The 19,186-nt window shown below is 71.5% G+C and carries 15 protein-coding genes; 6 read left to right on the plus strand and 9 right to left on the minus strand.

Annotation, left to right across the window (positions count from 1 at the left end; all coding sequences use genetic code 11):
- On the minus strand, positions 1-408 hold a 408-nt coding region (locus AC3A46_RS18075; RefSeq protein ID WP_487666455.1), incomplete at its 3' end, for a PLDc N-terminal domain-containing protein.
- Positions 409-510: 102 nt separating this feature from the next.
- Here AC3A46_RS18075 and AC3A46_RS18080 point away from each other — a divergent pair.
- On the plus strand, positions 511-819 hold the full coding sequence (locus AC3A46_RS18080; RefSeq protein ID WP_487666456.1) for a DUF4229 domain-containing protein: 309 nt from the start codon (positions 511-513) through the stop codon (positions 817-819).
- Between the two features lie 211 nt (positions 820-1,030).
- On the opposite strand, the gene AC3A46_RS18085 is transcribed toward AC3A46_RS18080, so the two are convergent.
- Positions 1,031-2,014 (minus strand): 1,4-dihydroxy-2-naphthoate polyprenyltransferase, encoded by a 984-nt coding sequence (locus AC3A46_RS18085; protein WP_487666457.1) that lies wholly within the window; start codon positions 2,012-2,014, stop codon positions 1,031-1,033.
- A gap of 91 nt (positions 2,015-2,105) precedes the next feature.
- Between AC3A46_RS18085 and AC3A46_RS18090 the strand changes: the two genes are divergently transcribed.
- A complete protein-coding gene (locus tag AC3A46_RS18090) occupies positions 2,106-2,489 on the plus strand; it encodes a VOC family protein (protein WP_487666458.1) in 384 nt (127 codons plus the stop codon).
- Between the two features lie 44 nt (positions 2,490-2,533).
- Here the strand turns inward: AC3A46_RS18090 and AC3A46_RS18095 are convergent, their stop codons facing one another.
- The gene (locus tag AC3A46_RS18095) at positions 2,534-3,688 is read right to left on the minus strand and encodes an AMP-binding protein (RefSeq protein ID WP_487666459.1); all 1,155 of its coding nucleotides are present in this window, start codon (positions 3,686-3,688) and stop codon (positions 2,534-2,536) included.
- Positions 3,689-3,701: 13 nt separating this feature from the next.
- A complete protein-coding gene (locus AC3A46_RS18100) occupies positions 3,702-4,616 on the minus strand; it encodes a 1,4-dihydroxy-2-naphthoyl-CoA synthase (RefSeq protein WP_487666460.1) in 915 nt (304 codons plus the stop codon).
- Positions 4,617-4,692: 76 nt separating this feature from the next.
- On the opposite strand from AC3A46_RS18100, the gene AC3A46_RS18105 reads away from it, so the two are divergent.
- Together AC3A46_RS18105 and AC3A46_RS18110 are read left to right on the plus strand one after the other, a co-directional pair.
- Positions 4,693-5,238: a hypothetical protein gene (locus AC3A46_RS18105; protein ID WP_487666461.1), complete on the plus strand. Its 546-nt coding sequence runs from the start codon at positions 4,693-4,695 to the stop codon at positions 5,236-5,238.
- 1 nt (position 5,239) lies between these two features.
- Positions 5,240-8,263 carry an ATP-binding cassette domain-containing protein gene (locus AC3A46_RS18110; RefSeq protein ID WP_487666462.1) on the plus strand — a complete coding sequence of 1,008 codons (3,024 nt, stop codon included), beginning with the start codon at positions 5,240-5,242 and terminating at the stop codon, positions 8,261-8,263.
- Positions 8,264-8,373: 110 nt separating this feature from the next.
- On the opposite strand, the gene metH is transcribed toward AC3A46_RS18110, so the two are convergent.
- The 4 genes from metH to AC3A46_RS18130 all read right to left on the minus strand — a co-directional run bounded on the left by metH (position 8,374) and on the right by AC3A46_RS18130 (position 14,531).
- The gene (gene metH, locus AC3A46_RS18115; protein ID WP_487666463.1) at positions 8,374-12,078 is read right to left on the minus strand and encodes a methionine synthase; all 3,705 of its coding nucleotides are present in this window, start codon (positions 12,076-12,078) and stop codon (positions 8,374-8,376) included.
- Between the two features lie 239 nt (positions 12,079-12,317).
- Positions 12,318-13,115, minus strand: coding sequence for an LLM class F420-dependent oxidoreductase (locus AC3A46_RS18120; RefSeq protein WP_487666464.1), 798 nt, complete (start codon positions 13,113-13,115; stop codon positions 12,318-12,320).
- A gap of 104 nt (positions 13,116-13,219) precedes the next feature.
- Positions 13,220-14,194 (minus strand): permease prefix domain 1-containing protein, encoded by a 975-nt coding sequence (locus AC3A46_RS18125; protein WP_487666465.1) that lies wholly within the window; start codon positions 14,192-14,194, stop codon positions 13,220-13,222.
- Position 14,195: 1 nt separating this feature from the next.
- Entirely contained in the window at positions 14,196-14,531 is a 336-nt protein-coding gene (locus tag AC3A46_RS18130) for a PadR family transcriptional regulator (RefSeq protein WP_487666466.1), read from the minus strand.
- A 175-nt stretch (positions 14,532-14,706) separates the two neighbouring features.
- Between AC3A46_RS18130 and AC3A46_RS18135 the strand changes: the two genes are divergently transcribed.
- Positions 14,707-15,702, plus strand: coding sequence for an o-succinylbenzoate synthase (locus tag AC3A46_RS18135; RefSeq protein WP_487666469.1), 996 nt, complete (start codon positions 14,707-14,709; stop codon positions 15,700-15,702).
- Between the two features lie 93 nt (positions 15,703-15,795).
- Here AC3A46_RS18135 and AC3A46_RS18140 read toward each other — a convergent pair whose 3' ends face one another.
- Positions 15,796-16,434 (minus strand): TetR/AcrR family transcriptional regulator, encoded by a 639-nt coding sequence (locus AC3A46_RS18140; RefSeq protein ID WP_487666467.1) that lies wholly within the window; start codon positions 16,432-16,434, stop codon positions 15,796-15,798.
- Between the two features lie 135 nt (positions 16,435-16,569).
- On the opposite strand from AC3A46_RS18140, the gene AC3A46_RS18145 reads away from it, so the two are divergent.
- Positions 16,570-19,186, plus strand: a 2,617-nt coding sequence (locus AC3A46_RS18145) for an MMPL family transporter (protein WP_487666468.1), incomplete at its 3' end; no start/stop codon positions are given.

The following is a 19,186-nucleotide window of genomic DNA, read 5'->3' on the forward strand; positions in this document are numbered from 1 at the left end:
CGTCGCGGTGCCGCCCGCGGCTGCCGCACTGCCGGGTGCGGCGGCGTCGTCCGACGCCGCGGGACCGCCCGGCGGGTGGAAGCGGGGGTCGTCGCCCTCGGCGTCGAGCTGCGCGAGCTCCTCCTCGAGGCGGCGGATGCGCTCGTCCTGGTCGGAGATGGTGCCGATGCGCCCGAGGAACTCGGGGTCGTCATCGGGAGCTCGGCGTGCGGCGACCGACGGGGCGCGCCCGCGGCCCACGATGAGCCAGAGGAGTCCGCCCAGCACAGGCAGCAGGACGACGATGAGGATCCAGACCGGCTTGCTCACGCCGCGGTGGCGGGTCGGGGGCTGGACCGCGCAATCGACGATGGTGAAGACCCAGAACGCGGTCGCCACCAGGGCCAGAATCAGCAGCACCCGAGGCATCTTCCCATCCTAGGCGGGCGGGGCCCCGAGTGGGCGGTCGGGGGCGCTCCGTGACGCAACCGTCGCAGAAGCGGCCTCTCCGACGGAACGTAGGATGGATGCGTGAAAGCGCGCTCTGCCATCGTCTACTCGGTGCTGCGGCTGCTGGCGTTCCTCGTGCCGTTCGGCATCCTGATGCTGTTCCCGATCATGCGCGAGTACTACTGGCTCGCCGCCATCTTCGCCGCCCTCATCGGGCTGAGCCTCTCGGTGCTGTTCCTGCGCAAACCCCTCGACGACGTCACCTCCGGCCTCGCCGAGCGCCGCGCCAAGGCGCGCGCCGCCGCCAGCGACGAGGAGGCGGAGGATGCCGCGGCCGACGCCGCCGCCCCCGTCACCCCCGACGGCGAAGCCCCCGGCTCCCGCGCCTGACGATCTCGCAGACCCGAGGCGTTTCGTCTGCGGGCGCCAGAGCGCCCTCCGCTCAACGACCGGCACTTCAACACCCGGTCGTTGAGCGAGCCTGCGAGTCGAAACGCCCGAGCCCGACGCAGGACTCAAGGGGGCTTCTCCCGGTCGTTGAGCGAGCCTGCGAGTCGAAACGCCCCGAGCCCGGCGCAGGACTCAAGGGGCGCAGCATCCGTCAGCCGATGAAGGCCCACATCAGGAAGCCACCGTAGGCGACCGACGTCAGCGACGTGAGGCCGAGGGCGACGACGAGCTCCCGGGGGTCGCGGTAGGTCCACACGATGAGGATCGCCGGCGCGCCGGCCAGCAGCGCGAGCAGTGTGAGCCAGGCGATCGGGTAGCCGATCCACGCCAGGAACGCGGCGATGGCGAACGCGGCCAGCAGGAACACGGTGAACAGCCAGCGCGTCGCCGTGCGGCCGATGAGCACGGTGAGCGTGCGCTTGTGCGCGGCACGGTCCTGGTCGATGTCGCGCAGGTTGTTCGCCAGCAGCACCGCGCAGGCGATGAGGCCCACGCCGACGGCGCCGAACCAGGCCTCCTGCGGGAGCGCGAAGGCCTGCACCCACGTCGTGCCGAGTGTCGCGACGAGACCGAAGAACACGAAGACGAAGAGCTCGCCGAGGCCGTAGTAGCCGTAAGGGCGCTTGCCGCCGGTGTAGAACCAGGCGGCGAGGATGCACACCGCGCCGGCGGCGATCAGCCACCACTGCTGCGTGCGGATGGTGATGGCGAGTCCGGCGATCGCCGCGATCGCGAAGAAGGCCAGCGCCACGATGAGCACGGTGCGCGGCTTCACCTTGCGGCCGGCCGTGAGACGGGCGGGGCCGACCCGGAAGTCGTCGGTGCCCCGGATGCCGTCGCTGTAGTCGTTGGCGTAGTTGACGCCGATCTGCAGCGACACCGACACGATGAGGCAGAAGAGCGCGATCACCCAGTGGAAGACGTCCACCACGAGGATCGCGGCGCCCGTGCCGACGAGGATGGGCGTGATCGCCAGGGGCAGGGTGCGCAGGCGCGCCGCGCCGATCCAGTCGCGCGCGGTCGGCTTCGCCACGTGCGCGGGGTCGCGCGAGACGTGCGCCTTCTGCGGGTTTCCGCGGGGAGGCTGCTTCTTGCGTCCGGCGGTGGTGCGCTTCTTGCTCGGGGTTCCTGCCACGAATGCACATCATAGGGGCCGAGTCGATGTGGCACGCGCTTGCGTCAACCCCCCCTGTCGGATGTCGGCGCCCGGGGCGAGGATGAAGCCCATGCTGAGCATCGGATCCATCGTCCTCACCGTGGAGGACATCTCACGCGCCGGTGACTTCTGGCGCGCGGCCCTCGGCTACGTCGATCGCAACGAGCCCGGCGATGACTGGGTGATCCTCGATCCGCCGGGAAAGGCGGACTGGTCGGCGCCCGGAGCGAGCCTCGCGCTGTCGGTGACCGGGTACCCGCAGCATTACCCGCCGCGCATCCACCTCGACCTGTACGCCGAGGACCAGGCGGCCGAGGTGCAGCGCCTGCTCGGGCTCGGCGCGCGCGAAGTCGACTGGCACGACTACCCCGACGACGCCGACTGGATCGTGCTCGAAGACACCGAGGGCAACCGCTTCTGCGTCGTCGACACCGGCCCGTACCCGCCGGGCTGACCCGGCCGCTGCGCCGCACGCCGGTGGAGATGTCGAAGCGCGCGTCAGTGCAGGGCCATCACGGCGCGGCGGATCGCCTCGCGGTCGGGCTTTCCCGAGGGGAGCGTCGCGAGCTCGTCGACCAGCACGAGCCGTGACGGGCGGGCGTGTGCGCCGATCTCGGCCTGGACGGCGGCGCGCGCCTCCTCGAGCTGCACCGCTTCGCTGCGCCGCAACGCCTCGCCCCGGGAGGCGACGACGACGGATGCCTCGCCCCACCGCTCGTCGGGAATCCCGACGACGACGGCGAGACCGAGGCCCGGGATCCCCCGCACGATCCGCTCGACGCGGTCGAGCGAGACGTTGATGCCGCCCGAGACGATGACGTTGTCGATGCGGCCGCGCACGCGCAGGACCCCGTCCTCGAGGAGTCCCGCGTCGCCGGTGCGGTACCACCGGGATCCGTCGCGGTCGCGGAGGAACGCAGCATCCGTCAGTTCGTCGTTGCCGAGGTAGCCGTCGGCCAGGGTCGGGCCGGAGACCTGCACCTCGCCGCGCTCGATACGCAGTCGCACGTTGCCCAGGGCCACGCCGTCGTACACGCAGCCGCCGCTGGTCTCGGTGGAGCCGTAGGTGCGCACGATGCGCGCGCCCACGGCCTCGGCGCGCTCAAAGGTCGCGGCGGGGAGCGCCTGGCCTCCGACGAGGATCGTCTCGAAGGAGCGCAGCGCCGCGAGAACCGAGGGGTCGTGCTCGGCCGCGTCGAGCAGCTTCGACAGCTGCGCGGGCACCAGCGAGGTGTAGCTCGGCACGCGCTCGCCGCGCTCGGTCGACACCATCATGAGGGCGGCGGCCGAGAAGGCCTGCGGGGTGAAAGCTCCCGCGAGGATCGCGGGCTCGCGATCGGCGACGAGGGAGCGCACGAGCACCTGCAGACCCGCGACGTAGCTCGCCGGCAGCGCCAGCAGCCACGCGCCGTCGCCGATGCGGTCGGCGGTCGACAGGGCGCTCGCGGTGAGCGCGTCGCGGCTGAGGACCACGCTCTTCGGGATGCCGGTGGACCCGGACGTCGTCACGACCACCGCCGTCCCCGCCCGGACTTCTCCGGGGAGGCCGCTGACGAGGCCGAGGCCGAGCGCCGGTCCTGCGCCGTGCAGCGCACCGCGCAGGCCCCGCAGGATCTCGCGGGGGTCATCGCCGATGACGGGGAGGAGCTTCATCGCGGGCGCCGGGTCAGAAGTGCCAGGGGTAGGGCGACCAGTCGGGGTCGCGCTTCTCGAGGAACGAGTCCCGGCCCTCGACGGCCTCGTCGGTGCCGTAGGCGAGGCGCGTGGCCTCCCCCGCGAACACCTGCTGGCCGACTAAGCCGTCGTCGACCGCATTGAACGCGAACTTCAGCATGCGGATCGCGGTCGGCGACTTGGTGAGGATCGTTCGGGCCATCGACACCGCCTCGCGCTCGAGGTCGGCATGCGGCACGACCCGGTTGACCGCGCCCATCTCGTAGGCGCGCTGCGCCGAGTACTCCTCCGCGAGGAAGAAGATCTCACGGGCGAACTTCTGCCCGATCTGCCGCGCGAAGTACGCAGAGCCGTAGCCGGCGTCGAACGAGCCCACGTCGGCGTCGGTCTGCTTGAACCGGCCCTGCTCGGCCGAGGCGATCGACAGGTCGCACACCACGTGCAGCGAGTGCCCGCCGCCCGCCGCCCACCCGGGGATCACGGCGATGACGACCTTGGGCATGAACCGGATCAGCCGCTGCACCTCGAGGATGTGCAGCCTTCCGGCGCGGGCCTGCTGCTCGGCCGGGACGGCCGTCTCGTCCTCGGAGTACTTGTAGCCGTCGCGCCCGCGGATGCGCTGGTCGCCGCCCGAGCAGAAGGCCCACCCGCCGTCCTTCGGGCTCGGCCCGTTGCCCGTGAGCAGCACGACACCCACGCGGGGGTCCTGGCGCGCGACGTCGAGCGCGCGGTAGAGCTCGTCGACGGTGTGCGGGCGGAAGGCGTTTCGCACCTCCGGCCGATCGAACGCGATGCGCGCGATGCGGCCGTCCTTGGAGACGTGGGCCGTGATGTCGGTGTAGCCGCCGTCCGGCTGGCCGGGGGCTGTCGCCCACTCGTCTTCGTCGAACAGTTCCGAAACGCTCACCCGGCCAGCCTACGGCGGGCGCCGTGCGCACGTCATGTGCAACCGGACACCGGCGGCCGGGGCCTAGCCTGGATCGGTGACTTCGACTCTTCGCGCCGTGGCCGCCGCCGCGGCATCCGCTGCCCTGCTGTTCGCCCTCGCCGCCTGCTCGTCCGGCGCCCCCGCGGCGGCGCCGACGGCCTCCGACACGCAGGCCGTGCAGGTCAGCGACGAGGCGTGCGCCGACGACGCCGGCATCACCGTGGCCGTCGACGCCTCCGCCCTGGGCGAAGACGGCAAGCAGTGGTGCATCGAGACCGACGAGGCCCTCGTCGCCGCCGATGCGTTCACGCTGGTGAATGTCACGACCGAGGGCACCGAGCAGTACGGCGACCAGGTCGTGTGCCGCGTCAACGGCGTGCCCGCGGAAGACCAGGCGATCACCGCGCCCGACGGCTCGGAGTACTTCGAGACCTGCAAGACGATGGCGCCGGAGTACGCGTACTGGTCGCTGTGGGTCAAGCCCGCGGGCGGCGAGTGGGACTACGCCCAGGAGGGCGCCTCGACCCTCGAACTCGAGCCCGGCGAGGGTGTCGAGCTGCTCTTCACGCTGAACGGGGAGCCGGCAGCGCCGACATCCTGACATGACGTTCCGACCCGGTCCCCTGCGAGCCGCGGCGATCCTCGCCGCAGGGTTCGTGGCGGCCCGGGTCGTCTACCGCATCCTCTTCCACGGCGCCGACGGCGACGGCTTCGTCCTGCTGGACCTTCCGGCGGTGCGACTGCCGTCGCCGTTCGCGCATGTGGTGCTGCTGGGTCCCGTCACGATCGATGGACTGTGGGATGCCGCTGCCAGCGCCCTGCCGATCGCCCTCGCGATCCTCGCGTTCGGGGTGGTGAACGCCCTCGTCGACCTGCACCGCGTGTTCGCGCGAGCCTCGCGGCGCGGGCCGCTGCGCGGCATCGCACGGGCACTCGCGATCGCCGCGGCCACCCTCCCCTCGCTCGCCGACGGCGCGCGCGCGGTGCGGTTCGCGCAGCGCCTCCGCGGCGAGCGCGGCGGGGCACGGATGCTGCTTCCCCTGCTGGAGCGGACGCTCGAGCGCGCGGGGGCCGTGGCCGCGGCCCTCGAGCTGCGCGGCTTCGCGGGACGGGGGCTCGACGGAGACTGCCTTGCACCGGTCCGGGCCGAGGGTGTGGAGGTCGGGTTCGGCGATGGCGCTGCAGGACGAGGCATCCGTCTTCCGGCCTCGCTCGCACTCCCGGCGGGGACGCTCACCCTCCTCGCGGGGCCGACCGGGTCGGGCAAGTCGACGCTGCTGCGGGCGATCGCGGGCCTCCACTCGCACACGGACGGCGGCGGGATCGCGGGGTCGTTGCAGGTCGTCGGCCACGAACGCGCGACCGTGCCCCCGCGCGACCTCGCGGAGCGCGTGGGCGTGGTGCTGCAGCATCCGCGTGACGCGTTCGCCACCGAGCGGGTGCGCGACGAGATCGGGCTCTCGCTCGAGCTGCGGGGCGTCGCTCCCGTTCTCGTGACCGCACGCGTGGCCGAGATCGCCGGCCGGGTCGGCGTGACGGCGCTGCTCGACCGCCCCACGCGCGGGCTCTCGGCGGGCGAGGCCACGCTGGTGGCGATCGCCGCCGCGATCGTCGAGCACCCCGTCCTCTTGCTGGTCGACGAACCGCTCGCCGATCTCGATGCCGACGCTCGGGTGCGGATCGCCGGGCTCCTGGATGCCCTCGCGCACGAGGCCGGCATGTGCGTCGTGGTGGCGGAGCACCGCGTCGACGCGCTCGCCGGGATCGCCGACACCGTGCTGCGGATCGACGGCGGCGAGGTCGCAGCGGTCGGCCCCGATGAGCCGGGTTCGCAGCGCACGGCGGACGTTCGGGGCGCACCGGATACGCCCCGAACGCCCGGGCCGCGCCCCGAACCCGGGGAACCGGGGGATGTCGTGCTGCGCGCGCGCGGAATCACGGTGCGCTACCGCGACACGGTGGCCGTAGCGGGTGCAGACATCGAGCTGCGCGCCGGCGAGATCGTCGCCCTCGTGGGGCCCAACGGCGCGGGCAAGTCGAGCCTGCTCGCGGCGCTCGCCCTTCCCGCGCGGGGAGCGGACATCGAGTCGGCCGGTCAGGTTTCGCTGGTTCCGGATGCCTCGGACGATCTCTTCGTGTCCGACAGCGTCGCCGCCGAATGCCGGCGGGCGGACCGTCGCGCCGCGCGCCGCGAGGTGGGTCCGAACCCGTCGACCACGGCACGGTTCGCCGGGTTCCTGGGCCTCGACCCCGACAGCCCGGCCCTCGCCGCACGGCTGGCGCGGCATCCACGCGACCTGTCCGCCGGCGAACGGCGGTGCCTGGCGCTGGCGATCCAGCTCGCGGGCTCGCCGCGCGTGCTCATGGTGGACGAGCCGACGCGCGGCCTCGACCCCGCCGCCCGCGACCTGGTCTGGGCGGCGTTGGCCTCGCTCGCCGCGTCCGGCACCGCAGTGCTCGTGGCTACGCACGAGCCCGACTTCTCCGCCCGGGCCGATCGCACCCTGACGATGCGGGCCGGCGTGCTGGCCGCAGCATCCGTCTCGGTCGGGCAGTCGCCCGCCGACGCCGTCGCGCCGCCGTCTCGCGCCGACCGTTTGCAGGACCGGTCCCCGACCGGCCGACCCGGTGCCCGGGTCCCTGCGGATGGCGACGACGGATCTGTGAATGGTCCTGCAAACGGTGGAGGGGACGGGACTCCAGGGGACCGCAATTCAGCAGTCGCTGCACACCGTGGCGCGGGATCCCCGATGCCTCCCACGAACAGCGGCGGTGGCAGCGCTCCGCGCGACTCCCGACGCCGCCTCGGCGGGCGACTACCCCTCGCCGCGCTCGCGGCCGCGAACCTCGTCGCCCTCGGGGCGTTCTGCTGGCCGCTGGTCGCGACCGCCGTGCCCGAGCAGGCCCACGCGGCGGTGCCGATCGCGGCGCTCGCCCTCGTGCCCCTGGCGGCGCTCGTCGTCGTGGCCACCCTCGACGGGAGTGTGCGGTCGGCGCACATGCTGGCGCTCCTCGGCACGCTCGCCGCCATCGGCGCGGCTGTGCGCATCGCGGGCACGGGCGTGGGCGGCGTCGAGGCCGTGTTCATCCTGCTGATCCTGGCGGGGCGTGCCTACGGCGCACGGTTCGGCATGCTGCTGGGCATCGCGACGATCGCCCTGTCCACCCTGATCACGGGCACCTTCGGCCCGTGGACGCCGTTCCAGATGTTCGCCTGCGCGTGGGTCGGCGCGATCGCAGGGCTCCTCCCCCGGCGGATCTCCCGCAGGGGCGAGATCGCGATGCTCAGCGTCTACGGCGTCGTCGCCTCGTACGCGTTCGGCCTGCTGATGAACCTGTGGTTCTGGCCGTTCGCCGTCGGCTACGGCACCGGCATCTCGTACGACGGCAGCGCGCCGCTCGACGTGAACCTCTCGAGCTTCCTGCTGTACTCCCTGGTCACCTCGACCCTCAGCTGGGACACCCTCCGCGCGATCACCACCGTCATCGGGCTGGTCGTCGTCGGTCGCCCGATCCTCGCCGCCCTGCGCCGCACCAAGCCGCTGGCGGCGCCCGCGGCATCCGTTCGCCCCGTCGCCGCCCCTGTGTTCGGCCGATCCGCGCGAGACGTCACAACAGCACCGTGAGCACGGCTGCTTCGGTGCTGTCGTGAGGTTTCACCACGATCCGCGCGGACCGCGAAGGCGAGCACGGATGCGGCGGCCCGCAGCATCCGTCGCTCGCGCGCTCGTCCGGGTCAGACCGAGAAGTACTTCGCCTCGGGGTGGTGGAAGACGAAGGCGTCGGTGGACTGCTCGGGGTGCAGCTGCAGCTCCTCGCTGAGCTCGACGCCCATGCGCTCGGGGCGGAGGAGCTCGACGACCTTGCGGCGGTCCTCCATGTCGGGGCACGCGGGGTAGCCGAGGGAGAAGCGGGCGCCGCGGTACTCGAGCTTGAAGAGGCCCGCGGTGTCGGCCGGGTCCTCGTGCGAGAACCCCAGCTCGGAGCGGATGCGGGCGTGCCAGTACTCGGCGAGCGCCTCGGTCAGCTGCATCACGAGCCCGTTGAGCTCGTAGTAGTCGCGGTATTTGTCCTCGGCGAAGAGCTTCGCCGTGACGGAGTCGATGTGCGCGCCGGCGGTCACGAGCTGCACCGGCATCACGTCGACCTGGCCCGACTCGCGCGAGCGCACGAAGTCGGCGAGGCACAGGTGGCGGTCGCGGCGCTGGCGCGGGAAGTGGAAGCGCAGGCGGTCGGTGCCGAGCGCGCCGCCCGACCCGCCGTCGGGGGCGAGGAGGCCGGCGGCGCCGAGCGTTCCCGAGGGGTCGTCGCCGTGGTGCAGCACGACGACGTCGTTGCCCTCCGACACGACAGGGAAGAAGCCGTACGCGACGGACGCGTCGAGCATGCCCTCGCCGAGGATGCGGTCGAGCCAGTACCGCAGCCGCGGCCGGCCCTCGGTCTCGACGAGCTGCTCGTACGTGGCGCCGTCCTCGCCGCGGCCGGGCTTGAGGCCCCACTGCCCCATGAACGTCGCGCGCTCGTCGAGGAACGCGGCGTAGTCGTGCAGCGCGAGGCCGCGGACGATGCGGGTGCCCCAGAACGGCGGGGCGGGGACGGGATTGTCGGATGCCACGTCCGAGCGCGCCGGCATGGCCTCGGGCTCCGTGAGCGTGAGCTTCGAGCCGGCAGCGTGCCGCCGCTTCTTCAGCGCCGGGAGCCCCACGGATGCGGGATCGGCGCCGCGCGCGATCTTCACGAGCGGGTCCATGAGCGCGAGCCCCTCGAACGCGTCACGCGCGTAGCGCACCTCGCCGTCGAACAGCGAGGCGAGGTCGTCCTCGACGTAGGCGCGCGTGAGGGCCGCGCCGCCGAGGATGACCGGCCACTTCTTGCCGAGGCCCCGCGACGTGAGCTCCTCGAGGTTCTCCTTCATCACGACCGTCGACTTCACGAGCAGGCCCGACATGCCGATGACGTCGGCGTCGTGCTCCTCGGCCGCCGCGATGATGTCGGCGATCGGCTGCTTGATGCCGAGGTTGATCACGTCGTACCCGTTGTTGGTCAGGATGATGTCGACGAGGTTCTTGCCGATGTCGTGCACGTCGCCGCGGACGGTCGCGAGGATGATGCGGCCCTTGCCCGAGGCATCCGACTTCTCCATGTGCGGTTCGAGGAGCGCGACCGCGTTCTTCATCACCTCGGCCGACTGCAGCACGAACGGCAGCTGCATCTCGCCGGCGCCGAACCGCTCGCCGACGATCTTCATGCCCTCGAGCAGGTGGTCGTTGATGATCTGCAGCGGCGCCAGCCCGCCCTCGCGAGCGAGGTCGAGGTCGGCTTCGAGGCCCTTGCCCTCGCCGTCGATGATGCGGCGTTCGAGCCGCTCCCCCACCGGCAGCGCCGCGAGCTCGGCCGCGCGCTGGTTGCGCAGCGCCGCGGTGTCGACCCCGGCGAAGAGGTCCAGCATCCGTGCCAGCGGGTCGTACGTGACGTTGCCGTCGGCGTCATACTCGCGGCGGTCCCACACCAGGTCGAGCGCGACCTTGCGCTGCTCCTCCGAGATCGAGGCGAGCGGCACGATCTTCGCGGCGTCGATGATGCCCGAGGTGAGACCGGCCTCGACCGCCTCGTGCATGAACGCGGAGTTCAGCACGCTGCGGGCGGCCGGGTTGAGGCCGAACGAGACGTTCGAGACGCCGAGCGTGGTGTTGATGCCCGGGTACTTCGCGGTGATCTGCCGGATCGCCTCGATCGTCTCGATGGCGTCGCGGCGGGTCTCCTCCTGGCCCGTCGCGATCGGGAAGGTCAGGCAGTCGACGATGATGTCGTTGACCCGCATCCCCCACTCGCCGACGAGCTCGTCGACGAGGCGCGACGCGATCTGCACTTTGCCTTCGGCCGTGCGGGCCTGGCCGTGCTCGTCGATCGTCAGCGCGACGACCGCGGTGCCATGCTCCTTGACGAGCGGCATGATGCGGCCGAAGCGGGAGGTCGGGCCGTCGCCGTCCTCGTAGTTCACGGAGTTCACGACGGGCCGGCCGCCGATGAGCTCGAGCCCGGCGGCGATGACCGCGGGCTCGGTCGAGTCGACCACGAGCGGCAGGGTCGAGGCGCTCGCGAACCGCGAGACGACCTCGCGGATGTCGGCGACGCCGTCGCGGCCGACGTAGTCGATGCACACGTCGAGCAGGTGCGCGCCGACGCGGATCTGGTCGCGCGCGATCTCGACGCAGTCGTCCCACCGCTCTTCGAGCATCGCCTCGCGGAACGCCTTCGAGCCGTTCGCGTTGGTGCGCTCGCCGATCGCGAGGTACGAGGCGTCCTGCTGGAACGACACGTGCTGGTAGAGCGAGGCCACGCCGGGGTCGAGGTCGATGGCCCGGTCGCCGAGAGCCCGCACGGGAAGCGCGCGCTCGGTGTCTGCGCCGGGTTCGGCGCGTCTCGTCTCGCTTCGCTTGCCCGACGACCGGAAGTCGGCCAGGCGCTCGACGACCGCGGCGAGGTGCTCGGGCGTGGTGCCGCAGCATCCGCCGACCAGTCCCAGCCCGAACTCGCGCACGAACTGCTCGTGCGCGGTCGCGAGCTCGACGGGCGTGAGCGGGTAGTGCGCACCGTTCGCGCCGAGCACGGGAAGCCCGGCGTTGGGCATGCACGCGATCGGCACCGTCGCGTGCTTCGACAGGTGCCGGAGGTGCTCGCTCATCTCGGTCGGGCCGGTGGCGCAGTTGAGGCCGATGGCGTCGACGCCGAGCGGCTCGATCGCCGTGAGCGCCGCGCCGATCTCGGAGCCCATGAGCATGGTGCCGGTGGTCTCGACGGTCACCTCGACGAAGATCGGCAGACGGATGCCGCGGCTCACGATCGCCTGACGACAGCCGTTGATGGCGGCCTTGGTCTGCAGCAGATCCTGCGAGGTCTCGACGAGGAACGCGTCGGCCCCGCCGTCGATGAGGCCCTCGGCCTGCAGCGCGAAGGTCTGCTTGAGGTTGTCGTACGTCGTGTGGCCGAGGCTCGGGAGCTTCGTGCCCGGACCCATCGAGCCGAGCACCCAGCGCACGCGGCCGTCGACGGCCTCGGCGGCCTCGACGCGCTCCCGCGCGATGCGTGCGCCCTTCTCGGCGAGCTCGGCGATGCGCTCGACGATGCCGTAGTCGTCGAGGTTCGACCAGTTCGCACCGAACGTGTTCGTCTCGACCGCGTCGACGCCCACCGCGAGGTACGCGTCGTGGATCTCCCCCACGACATCCGGACGCGAGACGTTGAGGATCTCGTTACACCCTTCGAGGCCCTGGAAGTCGCCGTCGATCGACAGGTCGTAGCGCTGCAGCATCGTGCCCATCGCGCCGTCGGCGATGACGACGCGCTCGCGCACGCCGTCGAGCAGCTGCTGCGAGCGCTCGGGCCTGGGAACCCCGTCGATGTCGAGGGCGAACCGGGGTGCGGGCGGGGCTGCGGTCACCTCGGCGATTTTAGTCGCCGGGGTCTGCAGCGTCCCCTTCGTGACGGACACCGCGGTCCGCGCCCGATGCGGACGCTGGTCCAGCCGAGGCCAGGCGCGAGAGTGCAGCTGGTCGCCGAGAGGTAGGGAACCAACCACTCCCTCGGCGACCAGCTGCACTCTCGCGGTTCGGGCGAGGCCGGGACGGATGCTGCGGCCCGGCGCAGTGCGCCGGGCGGCAGCATCCGTCGGCCAGAACGTCAGGCGTTCTTGGCGTCGCGCCAGCGCAGCCAGGAGTGGATGAGGTCGTAGTCCCAGTCGGGGCCCTGGAAGCCGATGGTGAACAGGCGCACGCCGGCGTCGTAGAGGCCGTCGGCGTGGGCCTCGTCGCGCTGGTGCAGCTCGTTCGAGATGACGAGGTTCGAGGTGTCGGTCTGCTCGCGCTCGGCCCACTGCTCGATGACGTCGAGCTTGTGGGGCAGATCGCCCGCGCGCACGTAGCTGTGCCAGATGTCTGCGTGGCGGGCGACGAGGCGCAGCGTCTTCTGCTCGCCCGCGCCGCCGATCATGACCGGGATATCGCGGGTCGGGGCCGGGTTGAGCTTCTGCCACCGCGCCTCGATGCGCTCGAGTCCGGCGGCGAGGTCGTTCAGGCGCGAGCCGGCGGTGCCGAACTCGTAGCCGTACTCCTCGTAGTCCCGGGCGAACCAGCCCGAACCGGTGGCGAAGATGAAGCGGCCGACGCCGTCCTTCGCCGAGATGTTGTCGATGGTGCGGGCCATGTCGGCCTGCAGGTCGGGGTTGCGGTAGCTGTTGCAGTTGACAAGGGCGCCGAACTCGACCCGCTCGGTCTGCTCCGCCCACGCGGCGAGCATCGTCCACGACTCGAAGTGGAGTCCGTCCGGGTCGCCGCTCAGCGGGAAGAAGTGGTCCCAGTTGAAGAGGATGTCGACGCCCATCTCCTCCAGCCGCAGGACGGCGTCGCGGAAGGCGGAGTAGGGCGCGTGCTGGGGCTGCAGCTGCACGCCGAGGCGCACGGGAGTATCGAGGAGGGGCATGGGGAAAGCGTACGGCCGGCGGGAGGGGGCGGTCCTCGTTCGAGGGAATGTGCCGAGATGCGGACCGCTCCCCCGGGGTTCGGTCCGCATCTCGGGTCAGATCCTCAGCTGAGGACGCGTGAGGGCCCCCGGCGCGCACGCGCCGCCTTGAGCGCGGCATCCACGGTGTCCCAGATCGCGACACCCGCGATCACGAAGCCGACGATGATCGAGATGATCTGGCCGACCTCGGCGCCGCCGTCGGGGATGATCGTCGGGAAGTACGCCGGGTTGATCAGGCGTCCTTCGAACAGCAGCCACAGCGCGGGCACCGCGATGACGAGATTCAGGATGCCGTTGGCCACCGCGAGACCGATGGTCCAGCGTCCGATCGCGTACACGACGACCGCGAGCACGGCTTCGAGGGCCATCACGGCGAACAGCGCGAGGACCCACCAGGGCCAGAGTCCCGGGTCGAGGAACGACAGACCGGGCTCAGTGGGCACGAAGCCGATGAACAGGTCCCACAGCACGACCCCGACCATGATCCCGAGGAACGCCAGCGACGTGATCATGTCGCCGAGGCCGACGCCCTTCTGGCGCGGCTCGGGGAGCTGCTCGGGCGTCCAGGGCTGGCCGGTCATCGTCTCGTGCCCGGTGCGCTCGAGGATGACGAAGACGAGCGTCGTCCAGAACGCAAGGTGCACGACCACCGAGAGCAGCAGCGGCACGAGTGCGCCGATGATCTCGCCGAACGTGGCGCCGTCGAGCACCATCGCGAGCGAGACGCCGAAGGCGGCGCACGCGGGCACGATGTACAGCAGCAGCTTCAGCAGCCGCCACCAGTCGAGGAAGTAGCGCGGGCCGACGAGCCACAGCGGGCGGTCCGTGTAGCCGGCGGCGAGCTTGTCGGGGTCGCCGAGCTCGGTGAGCACGGCACGCTCGGCCGTGTCGCGCGGCTCGCCCTGCTCGACGCGGGCCTCGACCTGGTCGTCGATCGACGCACGCAGCTCGGCCGCGAGGTCGGCGCGCTGCGCCTCGGGCACGGTGCGCATCGCCGCGTCGACGTAGCGGTCGGTGAGGGTGGCGGTGATGGTCATGTCAGTTCTCCTCGGGGAGGGTGCCGATCGCGACGGCGATCGCGCGGAAGTCGTCGGTGAGGGCGCCGGCGAGGCGGAGGCCGGCGTCGCTGGTGCGGTAGAACTTGCGGGGACGGGACTCATCGGTGTTCCACTCGCTCGTGAGGAACCCCTGCTTCTCGAGGCGGCGCAGCAGCGGGTACAGCGTGTTCGCGTCGGTCGGGAAGCCGCGCTTGCCCAGCTCCTCGAGCAGCCCGTACCCGTACCCCGGCGTCTCGAGCAGCCGCAGGCACGCGAGCACGATCGTGCCGCGCCGCAGCTCCTGCAGGTGCGTCTCGAGGATCTCGGTTTCGCTCATGCCTCACACCATACTGTGTGTCACACACTATAGTCAATGGCACTTTATAGTTGCGTCCGTGAGCCGCCGCGCAGCGGAGGTCCGCACATTCGAGGAGCGAACACCGGCATACTCCCTCGTTTCGGCGGATCTCCTCGGTTGTCGCGGTTGACGGAGGCAGACTGAGCACGTGACGATGCCCGCTCCCCTCCCCCCGCTCGCCGAGATCCTCGACACTGCGCACGTCGTCGCACTGCCGCTTGCGACGCGGTTCCGCGGCATCGACGTGCGCGAAGCCTTCCTCTTCGAGGGCCCCGAGGGCTGGGCCGAGTTCTCGCCGTTCGCCGAATACGGCGACGCGGAGGCCTCGACGTGGCTGGCTGCCGCCATCGAGGATTCACGGATGCCGCGACCCGCCGCCCGCCGCGACCTCATCGGCGTCAACGCCACCGTGCCGGCGGTGGCGGCAGCATCCGTCCCGTCCGTACTGGCGCGGTTCGACGGCTGCCGCACGGCTAAGGTCAAGGTGGCGGAGCCCGGTCAGGTGCTCGCGGACGACGTGGCGCGCGTGCGCGCGGTGCGCGAGGCCATGGGGCCCGAGGGCCGCGTGCGCATAGACGCGAACGGCGCGTGGAACGTCGACGAGGCCGAGCACGCGGTCCACGCGCTCGCGGAGTTCGACCTCGAGTACGTCGAGCAGCCGTGCGCGAGCGTCGAGGAGCTCGCCGAGCTCCGCCGGCGCGTGAAGTACATGGGCATCCCCATCGCCGCCGACGAGAGCGTGCGCAAGGCCGCCGACCCGCTCGCGGTCGCGCGGGCGGGAGCCGCCGATCTGCTGGTGATCAAGGCGCAGCCGCTCGGCGGTGTGCGGCGAGCGCTCGAGATCGTCGCCGAGGCCGGGCTTCCCGCGATCGTGTCGAGCGCCCTCGACACGTCGGTCGGGCTGTCGATGGGCGTCGCGCTGGCCGCGGCCCTCCCCGAGCTCGACTACGACTGCGGACTCGGAACGGCGTCGCTGTTCACGGCGGACGTGGTCGACCCGCCGCTCACCCCGCGCGCCGGTGCGCTCGCCGTGGGCCGGGTGACCCCCGACCCGGCGCTGCTCGCCGAGCACGCAGCATCCGCCGACCGCCGCCAGTGGTGGCTCGACCGCGTGGCCCGCTGCTACGAGGTGCTGCGCAGCACGGAGTGATCCCTGCGAGGCTCACTGCCTGCGGAGGGCTCGGGGCGTTTCGACTCGCTTCGCTCGCTCAACGACCGGGAGAAGAAGCGCGACTGCCCGGGGTCAGAGAGGGTCGACGAGGGCGGTGGCCACACGCGCGGTGCGCTCGTTGACCAGCCGGTGCATCTCGGGCACGCTCAGGCCGGTCATGACCGCGAAAGCCGATGTATCTTCCCAGGTCTGCAGGATGAGGCCCGCGAACTCCTGGGGCGGTAGGCGCAGCCTGAAGCGATACGTGAGCGCGAGCTCCTCGATGAAGGACCCGACGCGCTCGACCATGCCCGCCTGCCACGCGAGGTAGGTCTCGGCCAGCCGCTGGTCGCGCATCGCGCGCGTGCGGATCTCGCTGGTCAGCAGGATGCCCTGCTTCTTGTCGAATGCCACATCGAGCAGTTGGCGCACGAGGGCGCCGGGTTCGAGGTCCTCGCCGCGCTCCTGGAGCTGGGCAACACGCTCGGCGACCTCGTCGATCTTCTCGCCGGCGACCCGCTCTGTGAGGGCGAGCATGAGCTCGTCCTTGGTCTCGAAATTTGAGTAGAACGCGCCGCGCGTGAAGCCTGCGCGCTCGCAGATCGCCTCGACGGATGCCGCATCCAGGCCGACTTCCGCGAAGACCAGGGCGGCGGCGTCCAGCAGCTTCTGCCGGGTCGCCTCGCGACGACGCGAGGTGCCGGTCGCTTCGGCCACGGGGGTGTCGGTCATCGATCCTCCATCTCGTCCAGTCTCACACGCACTACTCAGGTTGGGGCGACGACCCCGCCCTACGATACACTCATGTATCCGATACAGCGCTGTATCGACGGTTCCCGAACTCTCCACCCGTAACCGGAGGCGCTGTTGTCGACTCTTCTGTATGCGCTCGGTCGCTGGACCTACCGTCACCCGTGGCGGGTGCTGGTCTCGTGGCTGATGCTGCTGGGCATCGCCCTCGGCCTCGCGATCCCGCACCTGGGCGGGACCGACAACTCGTTCTCGATCCCCGGCACCGAGGCCCAGGAGGGCATCGAGCTGCTCGATCGCAGCTTCCCGCAGGCGAGCGGGACGAGCGCGCAGCTCGTCATCGTGACGGCCGACGGCGACCGGATCGACGAGGAGCCGTACACCGGCGCCATCGGCGACACGGTCGCGCACCTGGAAGACCTCGACGGGGTCATCGCCGTGACCGACCCCTTCAACGAGATGGTGACGGGCATGGTGTCGGACGACGAGTCCGCCGCGATCATCCGCCTCCAGTTCGACGGCCAATCGACCGACGTGTCGGACGAGACGAAGGAGGGACTCGAACAGGTCGCCGACGATCTGCGCGAGACGCTTCCCGAGGGCTCTCAGGTCGCCATGGGCGGCGACCTCTTCTCGACCTCTGTGCCGGCGCTGTCGCTCATCGAGGCGGTCGGCGTGCTCATCGCGCTGTTCGTGCTCATCGTGACGTTCCGCTCGTTCGCGGTGGCGTGGTTCCCACTCGTGTCCGCGCTCATCGGTGTGGGTCTCGCGATCGCGCTCATCTTCATCGCCACCGCGTTCGTGTCGGTGTCTTCGACCACGCCGATGCTCGCGATCATGCTGGGACTCGCGGTCGGCATCGACTACGCCCTCTTCATCGTGGCGCGACATCAGGATCAGGTGCGCGCCGGGGTCGAGCCCGAGGAATCCGCCGCCCGCGCGACGGGCACGGCAGGTTCCGCGGTCGTCTTCGCCGGAATCACGGTGCTCATCGCCCTCATCGGCCTCGGCTTCGCCGGCATCCCCTTCCTCACGACGATGGGCATCGCCGCGGCTGTCGCCGTCGCGATCGCCGTCGTCGTCGCCCTCACCCTCACCCCCGCGCTCCTCGGCTTCGCGAAGCACCGCGTCGCCGGCTGGGGCCACGGCAAGAAGCGGCGCGGGCTGCCGCTGCCCGGCGCGCGCCGCTCGGCGGAGACGGAAGCGGACACCGTCAGCGAGGCGAGCGCCACCGCCTCGGACGAATCGGATGCTTCGGACTCCCTGAGCGGAGCCGCGCCCGCGGAGACCTCACGGCGCGCGCGAGCGGCCACCGATGCCGCCCCGACGCACGAACCAGAGAACAACGAGACCGTCCTCGCAACAGAGCCGGCCCACGGGACCCCGACGAAGAAGACCAATCGCTGGGTCACGCTCGTCACCAAGCACCCGATCGTCACCACCATCGCCGTCGTGCTCACCCTCGGCGTCATGGCGATCCCGGCGGCGAGCCTCGCGCTCGCCCTGCCGAACGCCGGCCAGCAGCCGGAGTCGAGCCAGGCGCGTCAGGCGTACGACCTCACGGCCGAGCACTTCGGGCCCGGCTCGAACGGCCCGCTCATCATGACCGGCACGATCGTGACGTCGACGGATCCGCTCGGACTCATGGCCGACCTCAAGGCCGAGATCGAGAAGGTGCCGGGCGTGAAGGAGGTCGCCCTCGCGACGCCGAACGAGACCGCCGACACCGGGCTGATCCAGATCGTGCCCGAGACCGCGCCCGACGACCCGGCGACGGCACAGCTCGTGCGCGACCTGCGCGCGCTCGCCCCGGAGCTCGAGGACGAGTACGGCGTCGACCTCAAGGTGACGGGCTTCACAGCCGTCGGCATCGACATCTCGGACCGCCTGGGCGCCGCCCTTCTGCCGTTCGGCGTGTTCGTCGTCGGCCTGTCGCTCGTGCTCCTCATGATCGTGTTCCGCTCGATCTGGGTGCCCATCAAGGCCGCGCTCGGCTACCTGCTGTCGGTGATGGCCGCGTTCGGCGTCGTCGCCGCCGTCTTCGAGTGGGGCTGGGGCGCGGAGCTCCTGCACGTGGACCGCACCGGCCCCGTGATCAGCTTCATGCCGATCATCCTGATGGGCGTGCTGTTCGGCCTGGCCATGGACTACGAGGTCTTCCTCGTCAGCCGCATGCGCGAGGACTATGTGCACGCCCGTCGCGCGGCCGGCGGCCACGCGACGCGCGGCAGCCGCGACATCGCCGTGGGCGCCGTGCGCTCGGGATTCACGGCCTCGGCGCGCGTGGTCACCGCCGCAGCGGTCATCATGTTCGCGGTGTTCGCGGCCTTCGTGCCCGAAGGCGATTCGTCGATCAAGCCGATCGCGCTGGGCCTCGCCGTCGGCATCGCCGTCGACGCGTTCCTCGTGCGCATGACGCTGGTTCCGGCGGTCATGACCCTCCTCGGCGACAAGGCGTGGTGGATGCCGCGCTGGCTCGAGCGGATCCTCCCCCACTTCGACATCGAGGGCGAGGCCGTCGAGCGTGAGCTCTCGCTCGCCGCATGGCCGGAGCCCGACACGACGGCCGTGGTCGTCGGCGACGGCGTCGCCGTGCGCGCGGACGCGGGCGGCTCGGCCGGCGAGGTCGTGCTGTTCGAGGACGCCGCCTTCCGCACGGAGCCCGGCGGCACACTCATCGCGACGGGCGACCCCCGCGCGGCGCGGCGCGGAGCCGATCGCGAGACCCACGGCG

Source organism: Microbacterium sp. Soil_C_42 (assembly GCF_057656735.1).